19 protein-coding genes are annotated in these 21,591 nt (G+C 48.7%); 6 read left to right on the top strand and 13 right to left on the bottom strand.

Going from position 1 to position 21,591, the window contains the following annotated elements; translation table 11 throughout:
- Positions 1 to 40: 40 nt before the first annotated feature.
- From BGO59_RS29815 to BGO59_RS29805, 3 genes are read right to left on the bottom strand one after another with little or no spacing between them, the layout of a single operon-like run.
- Positions 41 to 1,294: a hypothetical protein gene (locus tag BGO59_RS29815; protein WP_293690237.1), complete on the bottom strand. Its 1,254-nt coding sequence runs from the start codon at positions 1,292 to 1,294 to the stop codon at positions 41 to 43.
- Between the two features lie 3 nt (positions 1,295 to 1,297).
- A complete protein-coding gene (locus tag BGO59_RS29810) occupies positions 1,298 to 1,633 on the bottom strand; it encodes a PKD domain-containing protein (protein ID WP_020599528.1) in 336 nt (111 codons plus the stop codon).
- Positions 1,634 to 1,689: 56 nt separating this feature from the next.
- Positions 1,690 to 3,087: a hypothetical protein gene (locus tag BGO59_RS29805; protein WP_293690231.1), complete on the bottom strand. Its 1,398-nt coding sequence runs from the start codon at positions 3,085 to 3,087 to the stop codon at positions 1,690 to 1,692.
- A 203-nt stretch (positions 3,088 to 3,290) separates the two neighbouring features.
- Between BGO59_RS29805 and BGO59_RS29800 the strand changes: the two genes are divergently transcribed.
- Entirely contained in the window at positions 3,291 to 6,971 is a 3,681-nt protein-coding gene (locus tag BGO59_RS29800; protein WP_293690229.1) for a PAS domain S-box protein, read from the top strand.
- A 188-nt stretch (positions 6,972 to 7,159) separates the two neighbouring features.
- Here the strand turns inward: BGO59_RS29800 and BGO59_RS29795 are convergent, their stop codons facing one another.
- The gene (locus BGO59_RS29795) at positions 7,160 to 8,245 is read right to left on the bottom strand and encodes a DUF4932 domain-containing protein (RefSeq protein WP_293690227.1); all 1,086 of its coding nucleotides are present in this window, start codon (positions 8,243 to 8,245) and stop codon (positions 7,160 to 7,162) included.
- Positions 8,246 to 8,624: 379 nt separating this feature from the next.
- Here BGO59_RS29795 and BGO59_RS29790 point away from each other — a divergent pair, with 379 nt between their 5' ends.
- Together BGO59_RS29790 and BGO59_RS29785 are read left to right on the top strand one after the other, a co-directional pair.
- Positions 8,625 to 9,074 carry a hypothetical protein gene (locus tag BGO59_RS29790; protein ID WP_293690224.1) on the top strand — a complete coding sequence of 150 codons (450 nt, stop codon included), beginning with the start codon at positions 8,625 to 8,627 and terminating at the stop codon, positions 9,072 to 9,074.
- A gap of 79 nt (positions 9,075 to 9,153) precedes the next feature.
- The gene (locus BGO59_RS29785; protein ID WP_293690221.1) at positions 9,154 to 9,417 is read left to right on the top strand and encodes a redox-active disulfide protein 2; all 264 of its coding nucleotides are present in this window, start codon (positions 9,154 to 9,156) and stop codon (positions 9,415 to 9,417) included.
- A 153-nt stretch (positions 9,418 to 9,570) separates the two neighbouring features.
- Here BGO59_RS29785 and BGO59_RS29780 read toward each other — a convergent pair whose 3' ends face one another.
- A complete protein-coding gene (locus BGO59_RS29780) occupies positions 9,571 to 10,485 on the bottom strand; it encodes a ClpXP adapter SpxH family protein (RefSeq protein WP_293690218.1) in 915 nt (304 codons plus the stop codon).
- Between the two features lie 247 nt (positions 10,486 to 10,732).
- Here BGO59_RS29780 and BGO59_RS29775 point away from each other — a divergent pair, with 247 nt between their 5' ends.
- Entirely contained in the window at positions 10,733 to 11,026 is a 294-nt protein-coding gene (locus tag BGO59_RS29775; RefSeq protein WP_293690215.1) for a helix-turn-helix domain-containing protein, read from the top strand.
- Positions 11,027 to 11,240: 214 nt separating this feature from the next.
- Here BGO59_RS29775 and BGO59_RS29770 read toward each other — a convergent pair whose 3' ends face one another.
- Together BGO59_RS29770 and namA are read right to left on the bottom strand one after the other, a co-directional pair.
- Complete coding sequence (locus tag BGO59_RS29770) at positions 11,241 to 12,086, bottom strand: neutral zinc metallopeptidase (RefSeq protein WP_293690212.1); 846 nt, start codon at positions 12,084 to 12,086, stop codon at positions 11,241 to 11,243.
- 105 nt (positions 12,087 to 12,191) lie between these two features.
- Positions 12,192 to 13,262, bottom strand: coding sequence for an NADPH dehydrogenase NamA (namA, locus tag BGO59_RS29765; RefSeq protein WP_293690209.1), 1,071 nt, complete (start codon positions 13,260 to 13,262; stop codon positions 12,192 to 12,194).
- 194 nt (positions 13,263 to 13,456) lie between these two features.
- On the opposite strand from namA, the gene BGO59_RS29760 reads away from it, so the two are divergent.
- Positions 13,457 to 13,714: a DUF6582 domain-containing protein gene (locus BGO59_RS29760; protein ID WP_293690206.1), complete on the top strand. Its 258-nt coding sequence runs from the start codon at positions 13,457 to 13,459 to the stop codon at positions 13,712 to 13,714.
- Between the two features lie 52 nt (positions 13,715 to 13,766).
- On the opposite strand, the gene BGO59_RS29755 is transcribed toward BGO59_RS29760, so the two are convergent.
- From BGO59_RS29755 to BGO59_RS29730, 6 genes are all read right to left on the bottom strand, one after another.
- Positions 13,767 to 14,801, bottom strand: a complete 1,035-nt coding sequence (locus tag BGO59_RS29755) for an SDR family oxidoreductase (protein ID WP_293690454.1) — start codon at positions 14,799 to 14,801, stop codon at positions 13,767 to 13,769.
- Between the two features lie 87 nt (positions 14,802 to 14,888).
- Entirely contained in the window at positions 14,889 to 15,722 is an 834-nt protein-coding gene (locus BGO59_RS29750; RefSeq protein WP_293690203.1) for a hypothetical protein, read from the bottom strand.
- Positions 15,723 to 15,728: 6 nt separating this feature from the next.
- Complete coding sequence (locus tag BGO59_RS29745) at positions 15,729 to 16,091, bottom strand: hypothetical protein (protein ID WP_080057919.1); 363 nt, start codon at positions 16,089 to 16,091, stop codon at positions 15,729 to 15,731.
- A gap of 121 nt (positions 16,092 to 16,212) precedes the next feature.
- Positions 16,213 to 17,646 (bottom strand): ATP-binding protein, encoded by a 1,434-nt coding sequence (locus BGO59_RS29740; protein ID WP_293690198.1) that lies wholly within the window; start codon positions 17,644 to 17,646, stop codon positions 16,213 to 16,215.
- Between the two features lie 5 nt (positions 17,647 to 17,651).
- Positions 17,652 to 18,296, bottom strand: coding sequence for a hypothetical protein (locus BGO59_RS29735; RefSeq protein ID WP_293690196.1), 645 nt, complete (start codon positions 18,294 to 18,296; stop codon positions 17,652 to 17,654).
- Entirely contained in the window at positions 18,293 to 20,197 is a 1,905-nt protein-coding gene (locus tag BGO59_RS29730; RefSeq protein ID WP_293690194.1) for an FAD-dependent oxidoreductase, read from the bottom strand. Before BGO59_RS29730 ends, BGO59_RS29735 begins: the two co-directional genes overlap by 4 nt.
- Before the next feature lie 302 nt (positions 20,198 to 20,499).
- Here BGO59_RS29730 and BGO59_RS29725 point away from each other — a divergent pair, with 302 nt between their 5' ends.
- Complete coding sequence (locus tag BGO59_RS29725) at positions 20,500 to 21,273, top strand: cupin domain-containing protein (RefSeq protein ID WP_293690191.1); 774 nt, start codon at positions 20,500 to 20,502, stop codon at positions 21,271 to 21,273.
- Positions 21,274 to 21,591 lie beyond the last annotated feature (318 nt).

Raw genomic sequence — 21,591 nt, 5'->3', positions numbered from 1 at the left:
CGATGCAGCGTGCATGAGTTATAGAGAAAACGTTCACTCGTTAAAACGTGTACCGCAATACGGCTGTTGGCTGCCCAGCCTGAAGGCCAGGTCGAATCCTGATACTCTGATAGCGCTGGGCTTCTTTTTGGATGTGGTTATTCCGAACGCCTTTTATGATTGTCAGAATTACATCGGCAACGGCAACGACCGCGGCTCCTCTGGTAGCCAGCCAATACATATGGTAATGCTCGTTGGCAGTCTGGTAATACGGATCGCCTTCTTTCACATTCTTCTGCTGCTCGTAAATCGCGTACTCATCCCTTGATTTCTGCCGTTCAATCAGCCCATACGCTACTAGCCCATAACACCCAATGGCCACCAGCGGTCGTAAGCCTATTTTGGGTTTAGGCGTTTGTACGAAAATATTCCCGACGCCCGGCGCCACTGCCGACAGTAAGGCCCAGGCAGGTCCTGCATAGCGGGTTTTGGGCCGCCGAGTTGTGTCACTTGCCGAAGCTACTGGGCCAGCCACTGTACTCGATTCGACGTTAACAGGCTCAATCTTTGCCGGTTCACTTTTTAGTGGCTCAACCTTGGCTGGTTCGCTTTTGACAGGCTCTACGTTTGCCGGTTCTGTTTTGGCGGGTTCAACACGCTGAGTTACCACCGTTGTCTGGGCTGTAGGAGTCTGAGGAGTAGGGGTCGATGCTGTTGGTACTGTTGGTTCCGCCTGAACGCTATCGGGGGCAAAAATAGATCGCTTGGGTGGTGCGACTCGTTTTGGCCTTCTGGCTGATACAGGTGTAGACGTTACCGACACAGGGGTCGTTGGTTCTGGTTTTGGCTCTGTAATCGCAACAGGGTCAGTCGATGCCGGTTTAGGTGGCACGGGCGTTGGCTTTTTACTGGTGGCCGGGGCCGCTTGTGTTACAATGGGTGGTGTCGGCTCATTCTGTGCGGGCGCAGCAACCGCACCCGTATTGGTTCGAACGAATACTTTGGCCTGCACTTCTTCGTTGAGCGAATAGCCGTTGGCCAGTGCATCCCAGATGATTCGTCGATCGGAGCCCGCCGGGACATTAGCCCCCCAGTCGCCCTGTACAAATTCGGGCAGGATACGCAACGTACCCCGTAATCGACTGCGCATCTCGAAATACACCGAATCGCCCGGTTTGGCATTGATAAGATCGTACCGGATTTCGAGCTGAACTGAATCGACCACCCGCATTCGCACATTGCGAACACGCTCCTGCGCCTGGCCCGACAAAACCAGCAGACAGCTAAAGCATAGAAGGAAAAATAGGCGCATCATAGGTTAATTACTAACGGTGATTTGTCGGGTTGTTGAGAACTGATCGTCGCATGAGTTAGCGAGCGTGAGCGTTACGGTATAGGTACCGGGTTTGTCGTAGGTATAGGTTACCCGCGTCCCGACCCGGTTTTTTCCTTTGTTATCGCCGGGGTCCCAGCCCACAGCGCCAATGTTGCCCTGTGGATTTTCCAAGAAAAATGTAACATCCAGTGTACCAGCCGTGTATCCAATAGATGCCGACGGCTTGGCGCATACCGGAAAATTCTTTTTTTCCAGATCAAAGGGTTCGCAGGCTACGGTGACCAGGCAAACCAGTAAGCAAATAAAGCGATGTTGCATAGGTAGTCACTAAAACATGACGAAATAAACAGTAATTACGCAATGAAGACCATCGATTACTTTACATCAATAATCCGGCCATATGATTCACTTTCCGATAAAACACTTGTCTTATCATCAATAACCTGCAAAGATACCGTATAAAAACCAGGTGGCACCGTTATAGGTATCGTAACGGATTCTGCCGGGTCCCAGCCTCTTCGCTCATCATAAGGAGCAACCGGCGCATAATAGACGTCTTTGCTGGCAATGGCCGTCAGTTTGAGTACAGCCGTTTGCATGACTCCATTTATCACCTGCTGTTTCAGACTGGACGAAAAATTTACACGCACTCCCCGATTAACAGGAACCGGATCACGGAGCGAGCAAGGAGCCGAATCATCACCAATAGTGCCAATGATCGGCCGATTTTTAGTATCGCCCGTCACGTTCACTCGCAGGCAATAGGTATAAGGCAGTTTAACATCGTTCTGCCAAACCCGCATGCTATATTGCCCCGGCAGCAAACCCGCCGGGACTGGTATCTGAACCCGACGCCCATACCGATCGAACCGAATACCCGACGGCTTAATGACATTATTCTGATTATCGACCCACTCTATAGCAACAGTCCCTTCAAATAAGTTATAGCCATCGACCGTCAGAACGTCGTTCACAGCTACCCGGTAGCCAAAGTCTTTTTTTCGATACGCCATATAGGGTTCCGATTCGTATTCAAAATCGGCTGTACCCTGTGTCACCACCACAGGCTGAGGAACGCTCAGTATCGAATCGTCATCCAAAATCAGGTCGATATGATAATTTCCCGGCAGTAAGTTCGCATCGTACAGATAAATGGCTAATTGATTGGTATACGAACTAAAATAAATCCGGTGTGAATCGGGATAAATCCACGATAAAGCCGAGTCTCGTTTGACCTGTAGTGTTTCGCCGGTTTTGTCGTGCGTAAAGCGGGCTTCTTTAGGCAATCTATTTCCGTACAGATTCAGCATCGGTATGGCTAACTCCATTCCATTTGCATTCCGAATGTTGTATTGCAACGGCACAGTCAATACACCTGCCTGCAACGGGGCCGACGCTTTACGCTTAATCTGATACCCATATGTAGCCTGACTGCTCATGGCCGTTTTATCAATCAGATCAATACGGGAACAGGTCTCACAGCCAAACAAACCACTACCTTTGACACCCGACTGTTTGTTGACCCACTCCGCATTATCGGTCAACTCCATATTAATGTCAATATAGTCGGGTAGTTTCGCTGGCATAATGACCCAGATGGTCCGCGTCGCCTGGTCGATAGAAACGTTATCCGAGGAAATTCCTGAAAAGGCAATGGATTTGATGCGCGGAGAACCATCCAGAAAACGAGGGGGTTCTACTTCCGAGCGATGGCAGGTAACAAACAGCCACATACCGAGTAAACAAAAGCTCAATGCCCTACAATTTTTCATAGTCGTGGATATTTTTGGTAGACTTCAGGCTCCTATCGACGAATCGTATTGATTAAAACGTTGCAGAATTACGGATGACGAATTGCCCAAAGGTGGGTCTTATAGGCAGAACTTATTTCTAACCAATTCGTCAGTAGTAGTCAGAAAGCAGCTTTTTTTGTAAATTTAACAAGTCAGACGACATATCAACTTCCCTACCCTACATGCGCTGGTCTGCAAAAACTAAAGATGAGTTAGTGGCTGAAATCCAACGGCTCCACCATGAGCGCGACGGTCAGGTGCTAACCGACGCCCAACCCCTATTCGATGTTCGACAGACGGTTGACCAACTCAATCTGGTAGGCCTCACCATCCAGCGTGATGGAACCCTTAGCTATGCCAATCCGTATACGTACCGCGTAACGGCCTGGCAACCGGACGACATCATCGGGCAAAACTTCTTCGATGTACTGATTCCTCCTGCCGATCGGGCCAGACTCGAAATCGACTTCGAGGACTCACTCGCAAAGGACACCTTTCCTGATCTTCGCGAAATTACCCTGCTGGCCCGTAGTGGTGCGCTTCGTAGTGTACAGATCAACTCGCTCATTACCAACAGTAAAGATGGCCACGTCGATTCATTTACCGTAATCGGTGAAGACGTTACCAACAAACGACGCGTAGCCTCGGCCTTATCGAATACCAACGCGCAGTTGCAGGATCTGGTCGATAATACTTCCGACCTCATTCAGTTGCTAACGCTCGATGGCAAGTTCATTTTTGTGAACCGCGCCTGGCGTGAGGTTCTGGGCTACAACTCCGAAGAGATTTCGGCCCTCAACCTGCGTGATGTGCTCCATCCCGACTACGCCGAAAGTACTCTCGGCCTGCTCAAACGAATTCAGGAAGGCGACAAACTGCCTTATGTCGAAACCGTTTTTCGGAGTAAGTCGGGCAAAACACTCTTCCTGTCGGGAAGTGTCAACTGCCGGTTCGACAATGGCCGTCCGACAACGTTTCGCTGTATTCTGCACGATACAACCGGCAAAATCCGCGCCGAAAAATCGCAGAAACTTTACTACAGCATCGCCAACTGGACGATCAATACCCCTAACCTTGGCGAGCTTTACCATAAGATTCACGAAGAGCTGGGGAATATCATCGACGCCCGAAACTTTTTCATCGCGCTCTACGACTCGACTAAAACCTATTTGTCTTTCCCGTATTACGTCGATGAGTATTTTGGCAGCAACATGCGATTTACGAAACGGAAGCTGGGCAATGGCATTATCGAGTACACAATTCGGGCCAACAAACCGTTGTTCCTCTACGAGCGTGATATTCGCCAGCTAGCCGACCAGCACAACATCGATCTGTATGGTCAGCAACAACCCCAGGTTATGCTGACGGCTCCTCTTCGGATTGGCGATGAGATTACGGGGATCATTGGAGTGAAATCGTACGACGATGCACAAACCTACGGCCCCCGCGATCTGGAACTGCTGGAGTTTATTTCGGGGCAGGTAGCGCTGGCAATTGCCCGGAAGCAGTCGGAAGCCCGACTCGACAATCAAAACGCCCGTTTGAATGCCATCTTCGACAGTAGTACCTACCTGATCTGGTCGGTCAACAAAGCGCTCCAATTGACTTCGTTCAATAAAAACTACGCCCGGCTTATTGATTACCAGGAGAAGGTAGCTCCAACCAATAAGGATAATGTGCCTAACCTGGGCTGGCGTATGATTGGCGATGAAAACCTGAAGCGACTTGAGGAACGCTACCGGCAGGCTTTTCACGGGCACCCACAAAACTTCGAACTGCACTTCACCACCGATCGGGGCGAAACATTTTTTGAGTTTCATCTCAACCCAATTTTACTGGCGGGCGGAGTTATCGAAGAAGTGTCGGGCATTGCCCGGAATATTACCAACCGTCGGCAGGCCGAAATTGCAACCCGCCAGAGTGAAGAGAAATTCCGGGGTATTTTTGAAAACCTTCAGGATATCTATGCTCGTGTTGACCGGAAAGGCTGCATTACCATGATCAGCCCGTCGGTGTTCAAGCGCATGGGCTACACGCCCGACGAAGTGCTGGGGCATGAAATCAGCCAGTTCTTTATCGATAAGACAGCCATTCGCCGAGCCATGTTCAAACTGGCCCGAAACCGAAGCCTTCGGAATTTTGAAGCCAGTATGCGCCGGAAAGACGGCAGTGAACGGCAATATATGTTCAACATGCTGATGCTGAACGACGACCCCAGTACAGGTTCGGTAGTGGCCGTACTGGCTCGTGATATCACCGAATTGAAACGACAGTCGGCCGAACTGGAAAAGGCCAAAGACGAGGCCGAGCGTTCGTTGAAGGTGAAGGAGCAGTTTCTGGCCAATATGAGCCACGAAATCCGGACTCCCATGAACGGAATCATCGGCATGATCGACCTGCTGAACGACACCCGGTTGGATGAAGAGCAGCGCAGTTATGTCAAAACCGTCAAACGGTCGTCGGAAACCCTGCTCAATATCCTGAACGACATTCTGGACCTGTCGAAAATCGAAGCGGGTAAAATGGTTCTCCACGAAGCGCCCATTGCCTTCAAGGAGATTTTCGAGAAGTTGATTGCGCTTTTTGGGCAGCAGGCCAACTCAAAAAACAACCAGCTAACGTACAAACTGGCTCCCGACCTCCCCACGTTTGTCATTGCCGACCAGACGCGTCTGTTGCAAATTTTGTCGAATCTGACATCCAACGCCATCAAATTTACGGAGAATGGCACCATCGAAGTCGAAGCGTCGCTGGTCAGCAAACGGGGCAAATTCAACCGGATTCGTGTGGCGGTTAAAGACTCGGGCATTGGCATTTCTCCCCAGAATATCAATCTGTTGTTCAACTCATTCAGCCAGGTCGACACCTCATCGCGGAAATCGTTTGGGGGCACCGGGCTCGGACTGGCTATTTCTAAGGAGCTGGCGCACCTGATGAAAGGCGAAGTTGGCGTTGAATCGACCGTTGGCATGGGCAGTACGTTCTGGTTCGTCATTGAGCTTAAAGAAACGGCCATCAGCCCAACGCAGCAAACGACCGAAGTAGCCGAAATCGCCCTGGCTAACTTCTTCAGCACCTACCACCCGGATGTACTCCTGGTCGACGATAATGCCGTAAACCGCAAAGTGGCCAGCGAAATCCTACGAAAAGCGGGTTGTGTTGTCACCACTGCCGATAGTGGACCAGCCGCCATTCAGGCCGTGACGGAACGAGCAGAAGGTAGCAATCCATTAACTCCCTTCGATGTCATTTTCATGGACATTCAGATGCCAGATATGGATGGTGTTGAAACCACCCGTCGACTTCGCGAACAGTTTGGGAAAGCCCTGCCTACGGTGGTGGCTATGACCGCCTACTCGATGAAGGAAGACCGGGAACGATTCATTAGTCAGGGCCTCGACGACTACATTGCCAAGCCCATCCGCGCGCAGAGTCTGGTCGCCAAAGTAAAAGAGATTTCGGATGCCAACCGAGCCAAATCCACTGATTCGCCCGAACCAGTAAAGCCCGTTGTGTTGACTCCTCAGCCAACGTTGCCCATTATTGACCAGGAAATCGTGGGGCAACTTCGTGACATTGGCGGACAGGACTTGGTGGATAGCATTATGGAGGAGTTTGTGACCGAGGCTGAAGAGCTGGTCAGTGGTTCATTATCAGCCTATTCACTGGGCGATATTCCGACGGTAAAAGGTCATCTGCATACGTTGAAAGGTAGTGCCGGGACCATCGGTGTATCCCGCGTAGCCGATATTGCCCGAACCGCCGAAGGTAAGCTCAAAGTGAATGACACCAGTGGCCTGTCGGATGCGCTACAGGCGCTTGAAAAAGCATTCCATGAATTTTTGGACGAATTGAAGAAGTAAGGGAAGCAGCCCATAGTTCCTAAAGCGGTGTTCGTGCAGATTAACACCGCTTTAGGAGTTTAATAGTCACAGGTTGACGATATCGGTTGAATTACAAAAAATAGTAAATTCTACGGATTAACGAATTGGGCGATATTGGCCTCTTAGACTCTCCGTTACTTGAAGACCATCAGTCTCACTTGTTGGATTTACCGAACAGAACGTAGCTTTTCTAATGAATGAATCAGATCAGGCAGGAAGTCGGTAAAGGCAGGATATTTGTCCCTATTCTTTTCATAATAAGCTAACTGATTGCTAAAATGATCGAGGTAAGGCCATTCGTTATATAACTCCTGAAGGCGCTGACTCTCTGCTGGCAACCCCATTTTTAGGGCAATCCGTATTTCGCCGGCCCGTACCGTCAATTCATTAAAAAGAGTTAGCCAATCTGTATACTGGGCCTGATTGGGTACGGGTCTGAATAAGTCTTTATACTGATTAATGCGCTCCATCAGCAACGGTTGCATAGTATGCGGATTAACAAAGGAGTGCCCAAATTCATGGACACAAAGTGTACGAACCGCTTCGCTGTCATTGAACCCCGGATCGACTACCCGTTGCCCTTGCACCTGCTGATCCCGGTAAGGGGCGCTAATGTTAAAAATCTGAGCAGTCTGCCCTTCCCCGATTTGCCAGCCCATACCCCATTGCGTAATAAAAAAAGGCATTACAACGAGTGTATAAGCCTGCTTTCGGCTACCATAGTACTGTTCCATTGTTGGAATAAAAGCAGTCGAGGGGCGGTTTTGGCTCACTTGAGCGATCGCTTTCTGGTAGGTACGGTGTTGCTCAGCTATGAATCTGGCCATATGAGTATCTTTATAAAAACGAGCCACATGATCCATATAGGCGTTTGCTAAGTATTCCGCTGAATCCGGGTCTGCGTGTACGGCAGATAGGATCAACGGTGATACCGGAGCCCGCCATCCGGTCGCCGGCAATGGACGAGCATAAAGCCCCAATAGATAGATCCCTGTTCCGATTTTATCTGATAAGGCTTTGGTGGCCGCAATAGCTGGATGATTGGCGTACAATTGAAACGCATTAACGTTGATACGCATTGACTGTGAGCGTCGGTAGCCTGTCGGGTCTTTCGCTGAATCAGGTAGGAATTCCGGCGATAACTGATTCATTAATGTGGCAATGGTTTCGACAGTAGGGTTTACTTCGACGGTAATCTGCTTAGCGTTTGATTGAGCAGCCGCTATACCACTCTTGAGCAGTAGGCAGCCCATGACACATATACTGTAATAATTCACTTGTTTGCGTTTTGGTTAAAGTCGTAACGTAAATGGCATAGTTGTTATAAAAGTACGAAACGATCAAGCCCTACGCTTCGTTGCGCTTTTCAGCCTATATAGAATTAAACAGTATTCGAATCGATAAAGTACAGGATATCAGAACAACACAACTATTGGCTCCCTGAATCTCAAATCCGTATAATACAATCGCACTAAAATAGGCTTTGACGAACAGGATCAAGAGGGGCTCCAAAGTGAATACTATAGTAACCCTATCCTTGTTTTCAACCAGCAATGTATAGGCGAAGCCAATAGACACAAAGTTTCATTTTCATATCCTGGTGGGCTCTAGATTAGGCCTAAAAATCGATTAATGAGCTTCCTTGAATGGTTTCTTGAACCAACTAATCCAGGGCCTGTTGGCAAACTGGAAGTGAATGCCCCTGAACCAGATGACGATGAGCCACCTAAGAAATGGTTGATTTGGGTAGCCATTGGTATAGGACTAATTTTGGTCGGTATCAGTCTCTACACAGTATTTTACAATTTAGGTTATGCAGGATTTAGGGCCGTATTTGTAAAGCTATGCTTTTTAACTATCTATGTGCTGATAAGTCATGTCGTTACCGCTACCCCTGACTATACCAACGTGGGTTGGTTTGGGGGGCTGATCGACAACCCTTTTCGCATATCGGACGATTATAACAGATGGCTCATATACATCCAGGTTATTCTACTGCCCGGAAAGTTGATGGCTTACAGTCTCATAATGAGCTGGTCAATAGGCCTATACCTCTACAGAAGGCTCAAAAAGCAGTTGTAAATCGCTATAGGTGTTGTAAAATACCTTTGAACAGATAGTCCCCTATAAAGTAACTTTTTCTTAACGCTAAATCAGACACATGAAAGGCCAGAAAATCGAAGAGATGAGCAATGAGGCTTTGCTCAAACAAAAGAAAACAACGGAACTCGCAACGGGTATATTGGCTGGGATGCTTTTAGCACTGCTGGTTATGGTCGTATTTCTGGCAACAAAAAAAGGACTCAATGCAACGAGCATAGGTCTGGGCGTGATTCCTTTTGCCTTTATGCCCATCCTATTTATAAACTGGAATAATTTAAAGGCAATAAAAAAAGAACTCAGCTCCAGAGAAAACCTGGTGTGAGGAGAAAATACTGATCTTGCTCTGCCTGGGCGAGTCAGGGAAATCCGTCAACAAGCCTACCAGCATCCAACGTCTATCTGCGAATTGATTTCTATCTGAAGTAAGGATAGAAATCAATTCGCAGATAGACGGTTTTAAACACGCTGAACGAGCCTACTGCCTAATCCATAATGGGCCGTTTTTAGACGCTAATTTTCTAAGATACCCGGCTTCCGACAATTTTTGCAGATACCCATCCACTTCGTTTCGATCCATTCCCGACAATTCAGCAAATTCACGGGAGGTTAAGGTACGGTATATAGCAAACAAATTTTGCCAGTCTGTATCAATCGCCGATTTAGAGACCGAAGGGAGTTGTTTGTGAATGGCGTTCTCATAATCGGAATAGGGCTTGTATCCATATACTTTTTCCTGATTACCAGCCTGGTCCACAAAAAACAGGGTTGGAAATCCTCTAACACCTAGTTGTCGGGCCAAAGCCAGATCTTGCTGAAACAACTCCTGAGCCTGCCCGTTGTAATCGGCAGTAAAGGTTTCCACGTTTAAACCTACATTCCTGGCCGCAGCTTCCAGATTCTCCCACGTTGCAATATTCGTTTTTTGCAGGAAAACCATTTCGCGAATCTCCCGAAGGAATAACAGTGCTTTCTTCTCGCCCTGCAATTGAGCAGCTTTACAGGCAATCGACGCTGGGTAGGACGATGACAGAGGATCTTCCAGCCAAACATCCCCATCAATGGGCATATCATAGTATAGGCTCACCTCATCCCAGTGGGGCGCCACATCGGATGGTTTACTTATTCCACCACTGTTGTAACTCCAGTCGGGCAATAACCCGCCCATGCGGTATTCTATGTCAAGACTATGCCCATATTCCAATTTGAGTTTACGCAACTGCGGTTCGATACCCCAGCAGGTAGAACAGATCGGGTCGGTGAAATAAATGACGCTGACAGACTGTTTAGCTTGCGCAGGCACACCCGTTTTGGTTTCTGCATCGAAACCGGGTAGTTCACACATACCGGATTCGACATCGCATAAAAGCGGATTAATGGTCGTATTATCCATATTGAGTAGGTTGTACGTTTTGTTAATGCCGGTTAGCTCCGCATGAGCCAGCCAATTCCTGTTGAATTTTCTGCTAAAGTTTGCGTTATGCTGTCAATATCCCTTTTGAAAAATTGGCCAGCCTACTTTCTGTAACAGCTACTGACTGGTTGCTCAGACTGTTTCAGGATATTGGTTAATTCGTCTGCAAAATTGGCCTTATAGCAGGCAACAAGTCAATTAGTCAAAAAAAGCTGACTACAAGAAAATGCAAAAAGTTGAAACGAGTTGTCCAGCCGAAGAGCTATTGAAGCGGCTTTCTGGCAAGCTAAAACCGCAAATTTTTCAATTAGCGATGCAGGGTCCGTTACGGTTCAACACATTGCTACGCATAATCGAAGGTGCAAACAAACAATCTCTTTCTCTGGCCTTAAAAGAATTGGCGGACGAAGGCTACCTGACTAAAGAAGTGATCAAATTAAAGCCTCTCCATATTGAATATACACTCTCCGAACGAGGGAAAGCGTTGATCCCGGTCTTTCAGCAATTAGAGAAATTATAGTAAGTGCTGCCATTTTTTACGAGGAGCGGCCATCTTACCTGGTGTTAGACTGGTTTCCGCTTAAGTTTTTTATTTCGGCCGTTATTGGTGCCTTGGTAGGTATGTGGTTAGGCGTATTGAAACCGCGAGTTCAATTACCTGCGTAAGAAGTTTAGGTATAAAAATAGCCATCCCGAAAAATTCAGGATGGCTATTTTTATGTTGACAACCCCAACTATTGCAAATTGGCGTCTTCGCGACTATTGAATGTGTCACCCTGATTTAAATCACCGGTCTTGAGTCCCTTTTTGAACCAGTATACACGCTGGGCAGAGGTGCCGTGTGTAAAGGCATCGGGAACAACACGCCCCTGAGTTTCTTCCTGAATTTTATCGTCGCCAATGGCATTGGCCGCTGTCAGGGCTGACTCTACATCGTTTTCATCGATGGCTATGCTTTGCCCCTGTGCGTGATTTGCCCAGACCCCCGCAAAGAAATCGGCCTGTAGCTCCAGCCGGACCGAAACCCGATTGTATTCCCGTTCGCTTAGCTGCTGCCGCAATCGGTCTACCTTATCCATAATCCCCAGTTGTTTCTGAATATGGTGGCCAATTTCATGCGCAATCACATAGGACATGGCAAATTCGCCCGGTGCCTGAAAGCGCTCAGCCAGCTCATCGTAGAACGACAGATCAATGTAAACCTTCTGATCGGCAGGGCAATAGAATGGCCCCATCGCTTCCTGGGCTGTGCCACAGCCGGATGTAGTTGTTCCCCGGTACATAACCAGCACCGGCTTCCGGTATTGTGCTCCCTGTTCGGCAAAAATTTTGGTCCAGACATCCTCCGTACTGGCCAGCACTTTCCGGGTAAACGAAGCGGCCTGGTCGTCGGCCTGTTGATTGACCGGAGCCGATGACTGAGACGACCGATTTAGAATTTCTGATGGATCGCCCCCCAGCAAGGTAACAATGATGGCGATGACAACGGTACCGATACCCCCGCCTACAAGTAGTCCACCGCCACCGCTTCCCCGGCGGTCTTCGACATTATCACTTTCACGTCCTCCTAACCAACGCATGATTTCTTTTGAGTTAATAAATGGTGATAGTACAACTGGTTATTTAGCTTTTCGTTGGCAAGATTACTGTTTCTGCGGATAAATTGTTTATACTCAACCGAATTTTCAGCGAGGTTTGGCGCGTTCGTACTGTACTGGCCAATTGACCGAATCGCCCAACGCATGCGCGGCATGTAGCGGAAAGTACGGATCCCGTAGAAATTCGCGGGCCAGCAAGATCAGATCGGCCTGTCCGTTTTCCAGAATACCCTCTGCCTGTTCGGCCGATGTGATCAGGCCAACAGCCGCCGTTTTGATACCTGCTTCCTGTTTGATTCGCTCAGCAAATGGAACCTGATAGCCTGGCCCAACCGGAATTTTTGCTCTGGCGACATTACCTCCCGTCGAACAGTCAACTACATCTACCCCTTTTTCATGAAGAATTTTAGCCAAAGCCACCGAATCATCGATTGTCCAGCCGCCTTCGGTCCAATCGGTCGCGGATATACGCACAAACAGCGGCAAATCGCCCGGCCACACACTTTGGACGCGTTCAATGACCTCCAGTAACAAGCGAATCCGGTTGCCAAACAGTCCGCCGTAATCATCCGTCCGCTGATTACTCAGTGGCGACATAAACTGATGAAGCAGATAACCGTGGGCCGCGTGAATTTCGACAACCTGAAAACCTGCCTCGATAGCACGCTGAGCCGCTTTTTCGAAATCAGTCAGTACCTGTTCAATGCCTTCTGCGGTCAGTGCCAGAGGGGAAGGCTGTCCTTCCTGAAACGGAATCGCGCTGGGCGCTACGGTTTGCCAGCCGCGCTCTTCGGTTGGTAAAAGCAACGACCCTCCCTCCCACGGCCGACGGTGGCTGGCTTTTCGACCAGCATGCGCCAGTTGGACACCTGCGACCGATCCGTTTTGCTGAATAAACTTTGTAATGCGTTTTAATCCAGCAATATGTTCATTGCTCCAGATCCCCAGATCGTCGGGTGAAATGCGGCCTTCGGGCGATACAGCCGTTGCTTCCGTAAAAATCAACCCTGCCCCACCCACAGCACGGCTTCCCAGATGAACCAGATGCCAGTCGGAGGCAAAACCATCGAGACTTGAATATTGACACATCGGAGAAACGACGATGCGATTTTTAAGCTGAATGCTTCGGAGACCCAGTGGCGAAAAAAGAACAGACATTGTACAGTGTTTATGTGATCGTCAACGTATTGACCGGTCAGCGTTAATCCTGACCGATGGATTACTTACCTAAACATTCCCTGAAACAGGATCGTTGACGAATGAACAACAATTTATGTTTATGGATTTTTTTTCGGAGCGATGACCGATCGACCCGCAACGTTTTATAGAGATAAACCAAACACTCAACGACTATGGCAACTGACTCAACAATCAGTCGGCGCGATGACGTCCGGCCGACCGAAGGCGAACATAAATACGGAGACGTTGAATTCGCCGACCAAACCAACAAAAAATACCCAATTGATACGCCTGAGCACGTTCGGGCGGCCTGGAGTTACATCAACCACAAAGACAACGCAGCCAAATACGATGCCGATGAGGTAGATACGATCAAAGAGCGCATCAAAAAAGCGGCAAAAAAACACGATGTAAGCATTGAGGAGGAGTAAACTCAAATAGCGAACGAGTAAAAGAGCGCTTTATCCGGCAGGTTTCGCTCTTTTACTCTTCCGCCCGTTCATTATTTCGTAGAGCGGCCTGGTCGGTCAGCGTGGTCAGAAAGGATTCGGATAACGGTGTTTCGCTGTATTTCCCTTTTATTGCCTCTTCCGCAATACCGCCAGGATTTGGCAACAGTCGGGCTACCACTCCCATAACTTCCGCCAGCAGATTCGGAGCCAATCCCTGAACGGAAGCGCCAATCTTAGCGGGCAGGCCAATAATACGTTCCGCTTCACCATAGCGGCAGGCCTCTATAATTTCACGGGCACATTCGGCGGAGTCGATGGTGAAAAAAGGGAGCGATCCGGCAATTTTGAAGGCGGCATACTCTTTCTCGTTCTGCCCTTTAAAATAAGCATTACGCGGACTGCCCGTTCGGATCAGGCCCGGACAGATGGTTGTTACATAAATACCTTCTTTCTGTAATTCGGGGCGAATGCCTTCTGAATAGCCTACAAAGGCAAATTTACTGGCCGAGTAGGTCAGCAAATGCGGAATCGACACTTTCCCGCCAAAGGAGGTCACATTGACGATACGGCCTGCCTTACGAGGGCGCATATGGGGCAACACAGCATTGATGGTGTGAAAAGCCGACCAGAAATTGGTATCCATCGACTCCCGAAGATCGGCTTCAGTGCTGTGTTCGAAAGGGGTAACCAGAATCGTTCCGGCATTATTGATCAGCACATCGACAGGGCCGAGCGCCTGGCGGACGTCTTCGATGAAGTCCTCAATCTGGCGCTTATCAGTCAGATCACAGGTTTGTGTATAAACCCTTCCGCCATAGGCCAGCAATTCGTTTCGGGCGTCGTCGAGTTCGGCGGGGTTGCGAGCGCACAGAGCCAGATTAGCCCCCTCCTGCGCCAGAATACGGGCCATTTCGAGTCCAAGTCCGCGTGATCCACCTGTAATCACCACAGTCTTTCCCTGAAAATCGATTTTACGTTGCCTGGCCAGTCCCGACTTTAGGGCTACCCAGGCGCCAACTCCTGCTAATCCCCACAGCAGGGCTTTTGTTTGCGTTGAGACAGTCATCATAGTATGTTCAACCTATTGAACAGAGATAACTGCCGCTAGTCGGAAAGGTTCTCGTTGCCAACGCAATGGGCCCGTCTGTATTTTCTAATCCGTTACGTCTATGCGGTAAAGAGCTCTGCGTGTACTACTGATGGCACTCCCCTTCAGGAAAGGTGCATCGACGGTGACTTGTTTCTCCGAATTGACCATCAGCGAGAGTTCGTTAAATGGGTTCTGCGACCGCTGGAAATAAGTCACAGGAACGGTCAGGGCTCCCTTACCCGATCCTATTTCTTTAAGCAGATAATCGGCCTCGTCAGTACTTTGGCCTTCGTAATATACATTGTTCCACTCATCAACGGTGCGATGTCTTTTCGAAACCGTCAATTCTGTTTTGGAGGTTTCGCCATGCCACTTTTTCCAGAGGCTGACCAACCAGTTGTTCGGTTCTACATCCTGCCAATATAGGGTCAATGCCTGGCGTCGACTGTGGGTTTTAGGAGGCAGAAATAAAGCGGGCGTAAGCGTTGGCTGAACCTGCATAGTACCCAGGCTATATTCTTTTCCATCGGTCAGTACAATCGAGACAGGATACGCTTTCGTAGCGTCCACATGCCAGGTGGTATCAGCCAGCATGTAATAAGCATAAGAGCTATAATAATTGGTTGATCCGGTCGTCAGCCGCAGCTTACGTCCATCCACTTTCACCTGAATATTTGGGTTAGCCACCGACCGATCCTTGGCATCTTTAACATAGGCATCCACACGCTCCGTTAGGTCACCATCTTCATCAGTAGACTGGTAAACGTTAACACTCACCCGAAGCAGTGAAGGATCGATTACAGTTCCTGTCGATAGCGATGAATTACCGCACCGGACGAATAACAGGCTAATGGGGAAGAATAAAACGCGGAAAACCTTGCGAAACAGGGGCGTCATGGGTTTCTAGACCTCAAAAGGCAGCTCGTACTCTTTAGTAATCACCTTGGATGAGCGCGTTTTAACTTCTACTTTGGCTTTCAGCGGAGAGCCCAGCACCAGGTAGTTTTTTATAAACTGATCGGCATGCACCATCCACGACTGGTCTTCCAGCAGGTATTCATCAACACCCGCTTTCGATGCCTGATATGCCCAACGTTCTACAATCAGCGGTTCGTAGTTAACAATATAACCCAGATACCAAACCTGAATACCAGGGAGGGATTGATTACCCAGTTCGGAACAACTCATAACCGTAACTTTAAGGGAAGAGCCGTCTTCCAGGTCTTTCACCGCCCACTCGTCGATGATTGTTTTTTCGTTTGCCATTGTCTTGCTATGATTTAGTCAAGGAGGTATTGCTCACTTGTCGTCACAAAACAATACGCCAGGGACCGGCCGTCAACGGGGAAATGAATAACTGGTAGATATGAGTAAATAAGTAGCCGATTTACGTTGTTTTTGGTTTAGCCGAACTGGGTCCGTTATATACAAGAGGAAGTTTCATGACAAATTTACTCCCTTCGCCTGCCCGACTCTCCACGTCCAGTGTGCCATTGTGCCCTTTCGTTACGATGTCATAGCTCAGACTCAGGCCCAATCCTGTTCCTTCACCCGTGGGTTTGGTCGTAAAAAACGGCTGAAAAATCTTACCCCTGACCACTTCCGACATACCTGTTCCATTGTCTTTTACGCTGACAACGACCTGTCCCTGTTGCTGACTAGTACTGATCCACACGGTTGGCGTATAACCAACAGGTTCCTGTTTCTGCCGTTGCCGTACCGCATACAAGGCATTCTGAAAAAGGTTCAGCAAGACCCGACCTATATCCTGCGGCACCAGATTCAGTTGAGGAAGCCCTGACGCAAAGTCGGTTTGAAGCGTACAGTTGAAGGTTTTGTCGTTGGCCCGTTGCCCCTGATACGCCAGCCGCAGGTATTCATCGGCCAGGTCATTCAGTTGAGTCAGTTGCCGCTCGCCCGTTCCAGAACGGCTGTGCTCCAGCATTCCTCGCACAATGGAACCGGCCCGTTTACCATGAAAGATAACCTTTTTAAGATTTTGATCCAGATCGTTGGCGAGAGCCAGCACATCGTCGATACGTCCGGCCTGGGCCTCTTCTTTTAGCTCCTCTATAAGTTCGGTACTTACTTCTGAAAAGTTATTGACGAAGTTCAGTGGATTCTGAATTTCGTGCGCAATACCCGCAGTCAGCTCGCCCAGGCTGGCCAGTTTCTCGGACTGAATTAATTGGTTCTGCGTGATTTTCAGGGTATGAAGCGACTGGCGCAATTCGGCACGAAGTTCATCCTGTTTTTGGAGAAAACTTTCGAGCAGGAAGAAAATGATGGCGCAGACAATAATCAGATTAAAGGAAAAGAAGATAAGGACAATACCGCGAGGTAGTACCATTTCGGGTCGCCCGAAAAAATACTCCCAACAGGTTACGCCCACAATGGCCACCATGAACAAATAAAAGCTGAGACGCGCAATCCGGCGTGATGCATAAATGAGTGCCCCTGCGGGTGCCAGAAACGTTGACAGAACAACGGCGCTGGCATCGACATAGCTGCCGATAGCCAATTGGGCGGCTAGAGGAAATATAAAAATTAACACAAGCTGAATACCGCCGAAAACCTGATACTGGTGCGAAAAACGCAGGTACAGGATGTTCAGCAGGCATACAGGCACGTAGGTATAAACAACAAAAGCCAGCGACGAGAAACCTAAAAAAGAGTAGATCAACGAATAACACAACCCAGCCCCTATCGTAAAAATAGCCAGCAAAACGGCAGATGTCCGCTTTTTAAATTCTTCAGGCTCCAGTCCGTCAAAACCAAACCCTTTCCAAAAGTTATCTTTCCAGTGTACTAGTTTGCTCATAACGGTTAGGCATGAGTAGACTGCCTGGTGAAGAGAACAATATAGGCACCATCAAGGATAGCCGTAATAACGCACATCGATAATAGGAACGGATCGGTGAAATGCAGGAAACAAAATATGGAAATCAGGAGTGTACCGACCCCTTTACACCAGGCCGCCGGGTATGAGAACAACGCCCAGTTATTGAGCCGCAAAGCCTGCGTAATGTATAAAGCCGAAATCAGTATATTCAGTAAATAGCCGGAGTAAGCCCCCATATGACTCAGGGGTGCATCGTACACGGCAATGTAATAATAGAGCAAGGGCAGCCAGCCCAGTATACCCAACACCGTCAAAAGACCAACGTGCTGCCGAAACAACGGGACACTGATCTGCTTATACCCAAACCGGATGGCTCCATACACAATAAAGCAGTCCATAAAAAACCAGACCCGATAGCCCCACACAAACAGGCTACCCATATCCGGCACGAAGACCCAGCTCCATAGAAACTCCCACACAATATTCCCCCATATTGTCACAATGGGAATTTCGACAAACCGATGCAGCCGAATGCTTCGTAGCGTGAAGAAGTAAACCATCACCCACAGAAAGCAGCCGACTCCGAACGTAATGAGTTCAAGGTTCGTATAATCGTGTTGGTTTATCATCGCATTTTCTGGGTCCAGGTAGTAAGGGCCGTCCAGGCAGTATATAGCAGAAATCCAATGGCATACATAACACCCCAGACCACCATCAGGGCATCGAACCAGCCGGGAGGCTTTTTATAAGGTAACCCTCGCCCAAAACGCCAGTTGTCGTACCACTTGAAAGGGGCAAAAAAGACGGGCTCGTGTAAATCCCAGACCGAGCAGAGCGGAGCATCGACTCCCGACACATCAATAATGCTGTTGACCGCCCGTCGGGCTGCTTCATTGGCTCCTTCCATCGTAGCCAGATCAGTATTGGTGCGCACATAGTCCGAAGCCAGAAAGAGATTCGACAAACCCGGTATATAGGCACTGGGTCGCTTAAACCAACTATTTACGGTATTGACCAGCAGTGGCTCGTGGTTGACCAGCACATCGCCCTTCTGCCCTTTCTGCCCGACCACCGAAGCCATCGGATCCCGTTTACTAGGTGGCGCCTGCTCGTTCAGGGAGTGATCGAGAAAGTACCCCCGGTATACCATGTCGTTCTCGCGAAAAGCCCCTTCTTTCATGTCATCGCTGAGTACAATGGTGCCATCGACGTTCAAACTACGCTTCAACTGCGCCCACACCCGGTCGGCAATCTCATCAAAGGTTTGGCAATCTTTGGCCTTCATGGCTGGCAACCCCGGCAGGTCGGGACTATCTGTAAGCCAGTCCGATATATCGACAGATAGAATAGTTTTTACCCGACGGTTGCCGCGCTTGCTGATATCATAATCGTCCCAGAAAGGAAGCTGTGAGATGGATGTCAGTGCCCATTCGCTATCGACATAGATACAGTGCCCATGCACAACGTCAATCACCTGATTCAGGTAAAACTGAATGCCATTCATCCAGGCTACATCGGCCGCCAGATCATCCAGGTATTGCAGACTACCGATACTTTGCTTTAGTTCGTCGGGTAGTACGGCGGCTGCCACCTCAACGGGCGTAGCCAGCACGTAATAATCTCCTTGGGCAGGGGGATCGTAGGGGGCCCCCTTCTCCCAATTCTGAATATCGACCGCCTGAACGCTTCCATTCACGCAGTTTACCCGCTGCACCAGCGCACTTTTGAAAAACCGTACTCCTTTAGCGGTCAGATAGTCTTCCCAGGGCTTTAGCCACTTTTCGCTCGTAGGGCCATTCAATACCCGGTCGGTATGCATCCCAGGATTGGCGATATTGAACAGTAGCTGAATAAAAATATCCCCCCCTGTTTTGGTACTGGCAAATTTGGCATTAGCCGCCACCAGTGTCCGTGTTAACCCTTCTACCAACAGGTGCCGATAAGCCTCGCTGTGCCCATCAGCTTCCATATACTGCCACCAGCCAACTTTTTCATACTCCATATCACGCCGACGCTGGCAGGAAGTCATCAATTGCCAGACTTTCGTAGCAAAAAAGTGCGCTTCGCCTGGTAGCAGCCCCGTATCGTGTGTATGTAGTACTTCCAGAGCCGCTTTCAAATCGGCCAGGGACTTCGGAAAACTAACGATGGTGATGATCGGCTTTTTCCCATTTCGCAAAATACCCACCCGTGTCACATCGACCAGATTATCATACACACCCTGGGCGTTTTTCTTCCCGTCTGGTGCTGTATAAGGGATTCGTTTCATGGTATCGGTAATATGCCGATAGAAACCCGGAAAAAAACGAAAGCCATGTTCGCCAGGTAACGCCTGGGCATCGGCGCCAGGCTCCGTTGAATGTTGGCCATCAGGATCATCTGGAGACGAACCCGGTACGTTTACACTGCGGGCTTTACCGCCCATGTAATACGGTTTTTTCTCATAAATATCGACAGAAAACCCACGTTCGATCAATTCGTGGGCTGCACTCATACCAGCTACCCCTCCCCCCAATATGATGACCTTCATATAGTTACAGTCCTGTAGTGGAATACCGACCAAGGTATAATTTTTTCAAATAAATTAGTACATATCCCCTATAATAAATTACAAATGAGGCATTTCACGCAATAGTATCCTGGCAATTCAACTATTTTCCTCTATTTGGCTCTTTACAGTCAGCTTCCCATTGAGATTATACACCACCATCGTATCGCCTGGACATGCCCAACTTCACCAGTAGCAGTAAGTACGCCCGACTTCTGCCTTATCACATATGAACAAACTATTGTTCTTCATTGCTTTTTTTACTGGCAGACGTTGTCTCGTTTATGAAATTACTGGTTATACTCCTATCCACTTTGTCGGTGACTATTCCGTTTCAGTTGGTGATTGGCCAATCCATCGACTCGAAGGTATATGCCTGGGCCGAAGCGCCTGTTGTACAAAAAGCAGCTTCGGAACAACGACCAATTCTTGAAGGAAACACCATTGATTTCAGCCATATTGACGTCCACGCTACCACCTTACCTCCCCATCAGGCGCCCCATCCAGCCCATAAACATGACGACGAAGAATTAATTATCATTAAAGAAGGCAAACTGACAATTACCATAGAGGGCAAAACAAAAACGCTGGGAGCTGGCAGCATTGCCCTGATCATGCCCGGCGATGAGCACGGCTTTAGCAATAAAGAAGGCAGCCCGACAACCTATTACGTGATGCGGTATACGTCCCGACTACCTGTCGACCGGGAGCGGGGCCAGATAGCAGGTGGTTCCTTCTGGATCGACTGGAACGAGGTTCCTTTTCAGCCACACGATAAAGGGGGAATCCGGCGGATGTTCGACCGGGCTACGGCCATGACCAAACGGTTTGAAATGCACGTGACCACGCTTCGTGAAGGTTTATGGAGCCATGCTCCCCATACGCACCGGGCCGCCGAAATCCTGCTGATGGTTGATAACAACGCTCAGGAAAGTATCAATGGCAAGCTCTGCCCGTCGACCAGAGGGGATTTGATTTTTTTGGAATCGAATGTGCCTCACGCCCTTCAGAACACGAGCAAGGGGAACTGCATGTACTTCGCTTTTCAATTTGAGTGATACGCGCTACTCCGCTGCAAGCTTCACGCAGTTAGGGTTAGCATTTACATACCTTCCAGTAAAGATTATAGACAAACCAACATAAGACTATATACATTTGCAACTCCCATAAGTATATTTGAAGCCCCAACAAAGGCACTTGCCCTCTTTTTACTTATAGCAGAAATAAGTTTACTTATATAATTCTGTCTAGTTATACCTGCTCTCAATCCGTTTTTTGGGAGATAGCCATTCTACTAAAGCCTCCCGTTAAAAGTCTGTACGTGTTTTATCCAATTAAATCAGCCAGGCACTTTCTAACTATATATCGCCTGCCCA

This window comes from Spirosoma sp. 48-14, from assembly GCF_001898575.1.
Taxonomy (GTDB): domain Bacteria; phylum Bacteroidota; class Bacteroidia; order Cytophagales; family Spirosomataceae; genus Spirosoma.
Note: the sequence above shows the minus strand (reverse complement) of the source record. Positions and strands in the feature narration are given on the sequence as shown.

Excerpts from the sequence above, each read along its gene's own strand:
- BGO59_RS29815 (WP_293690237.1), bottom strand. The coding sequence starts at position 1,294 with ATGATGCGCCTATTTTTCCTTCTATGCTTTAGCTGTCTGCTGGTTTTG.
- BGO59_RS29810 (WP_020599528.1), bottom strand. The coding sequence starts at position 1,633 with ATGCAACATCGCTTTATTTGCTTACTGGTTTGCCTGGTCACCGTAGCC.
- BGO59_RS29805 (WP_293690231.1), bottom strand. The coding sequence starts at position 3,087 with ATGAAAAATTGTAGGGCATTGAGCTTTTGTTTACTCGGTATGTGGCTG.
- BGO59_RS29800 (WP_293690229.1), top strand. The coding sequence starts at position 3,291 with ATGCGCTGGTCTGCAAAAACTAAAGATGAGTTAGTGGCTGAAATCCAA.
- BGO59_RS29795 (WP_293690227.1), bottom strand. The coding sequence starts at position 8,245 with ATGGGCTGCCTACTGCTCAAGAGTGGTATAGCGGCTGCTCAATCAAAC.
- BGO59_RS29790 (WP_293690224.1), top strand. The coding sequence starts at position 8,625 with ATGAGCTTCCTTGAATGGTTTCTTGAACCAACTAATCCAGGGCCTGTT.
- BGO59_RS29785 (WP_293690221.1), top strand. The coding sequence starts at position 9,154 with ATGAAAGGCCAGAAAATCGAAGAGATGAGCAATGAGGCTTTGCTCAAA.
- BGO59_RS29780 (WP_293690218.1), bottom strand. The coding sequence starts at position 10,485 with ATGGATAATACGACCATTAATCCGCTTTTATGCGATGTCGAATCCGGT.
- BGO59_RS29775 (WP_293690215.1), top strand. The coding sequence starts at position 10,733 with ATGCAAAAAGTTGAAACGAGTTGTCCAGCCGAAGAGCTATTGAAGCGG.
- BGO59_RS29770 (WP_293690212.1), bottom strand. The coding sequence starts at position 12,086 with ATGCGTTGGTTAGGAGGACGTGAAAGTGATAATGTCGAAGACCGCCGG.
- namA (WP_293690209.1), bottom strand. The coding sequence starts at position 13,262 with ATGTCTGTTCTTTTTTCGCCACTGGGTCTCCGAAGCATTCAGCTTAAA.
- BGO59_RS29760 (WP_293690206.1), top strand. The coding sequence starts at position 13,457 with ATGGCAACTGACTCAACAATCAGTCGGCGCGATGACGTCCGGCCGACC.
- BGO59_RS29755 (WP_293690454.1), bottom strand. The coding sequence starts at position 14,801 with ATGACTGTCTCAACGCAAACAAAAGCCCTGCTGTGGGGATTAGCAGGA.
- BGO59_RS29750 (WP_293690203.1), bottom strand. The coding sequence starts at position 15,722 with ATGACGCCCCTGTTTCGCAAGGTTTTCCGCGTTTTATTCTTCCCCATT.
- BGO59_RS29745 (WP_080057919.1), bottom strand. The coding sequence starts at position 16,091 with ATGGCAAACGAAAAAACAATCATCGACGAGTGGGCGGTGAAAGACCTG.
- BGO59_RS29740 (WP_293690198.1), bottom strand. The coding sequence starts at position 17,646 with ATGAGCAAACTAGTACACTGGAAAGATAACTTTTGGAAAGGGTTTGGT.
- BGO59_RS29735 (WP_293690196.1), bottom strand. The coding sequence starts at position 18,296 with ATGATAAACCAACACGATTATACGAACCTTGAACTCATTACGTTCGGA.
- BGO59_RS29730 (WP_293690194.1), bottom strand. The coding sequence starts at position 20,197 with ATGAAGGTCATCATATTGGGGGGAGGGGTAGCTGGTATGAGTGCAGCC.
- BGO59_RS29725 (WP_293690191.1), top strand. The coding sequence starts at position 20,500 with ATGAAATTACTGGTTATACTCCTATCCACTTTGTCGGTGACTATTCCG.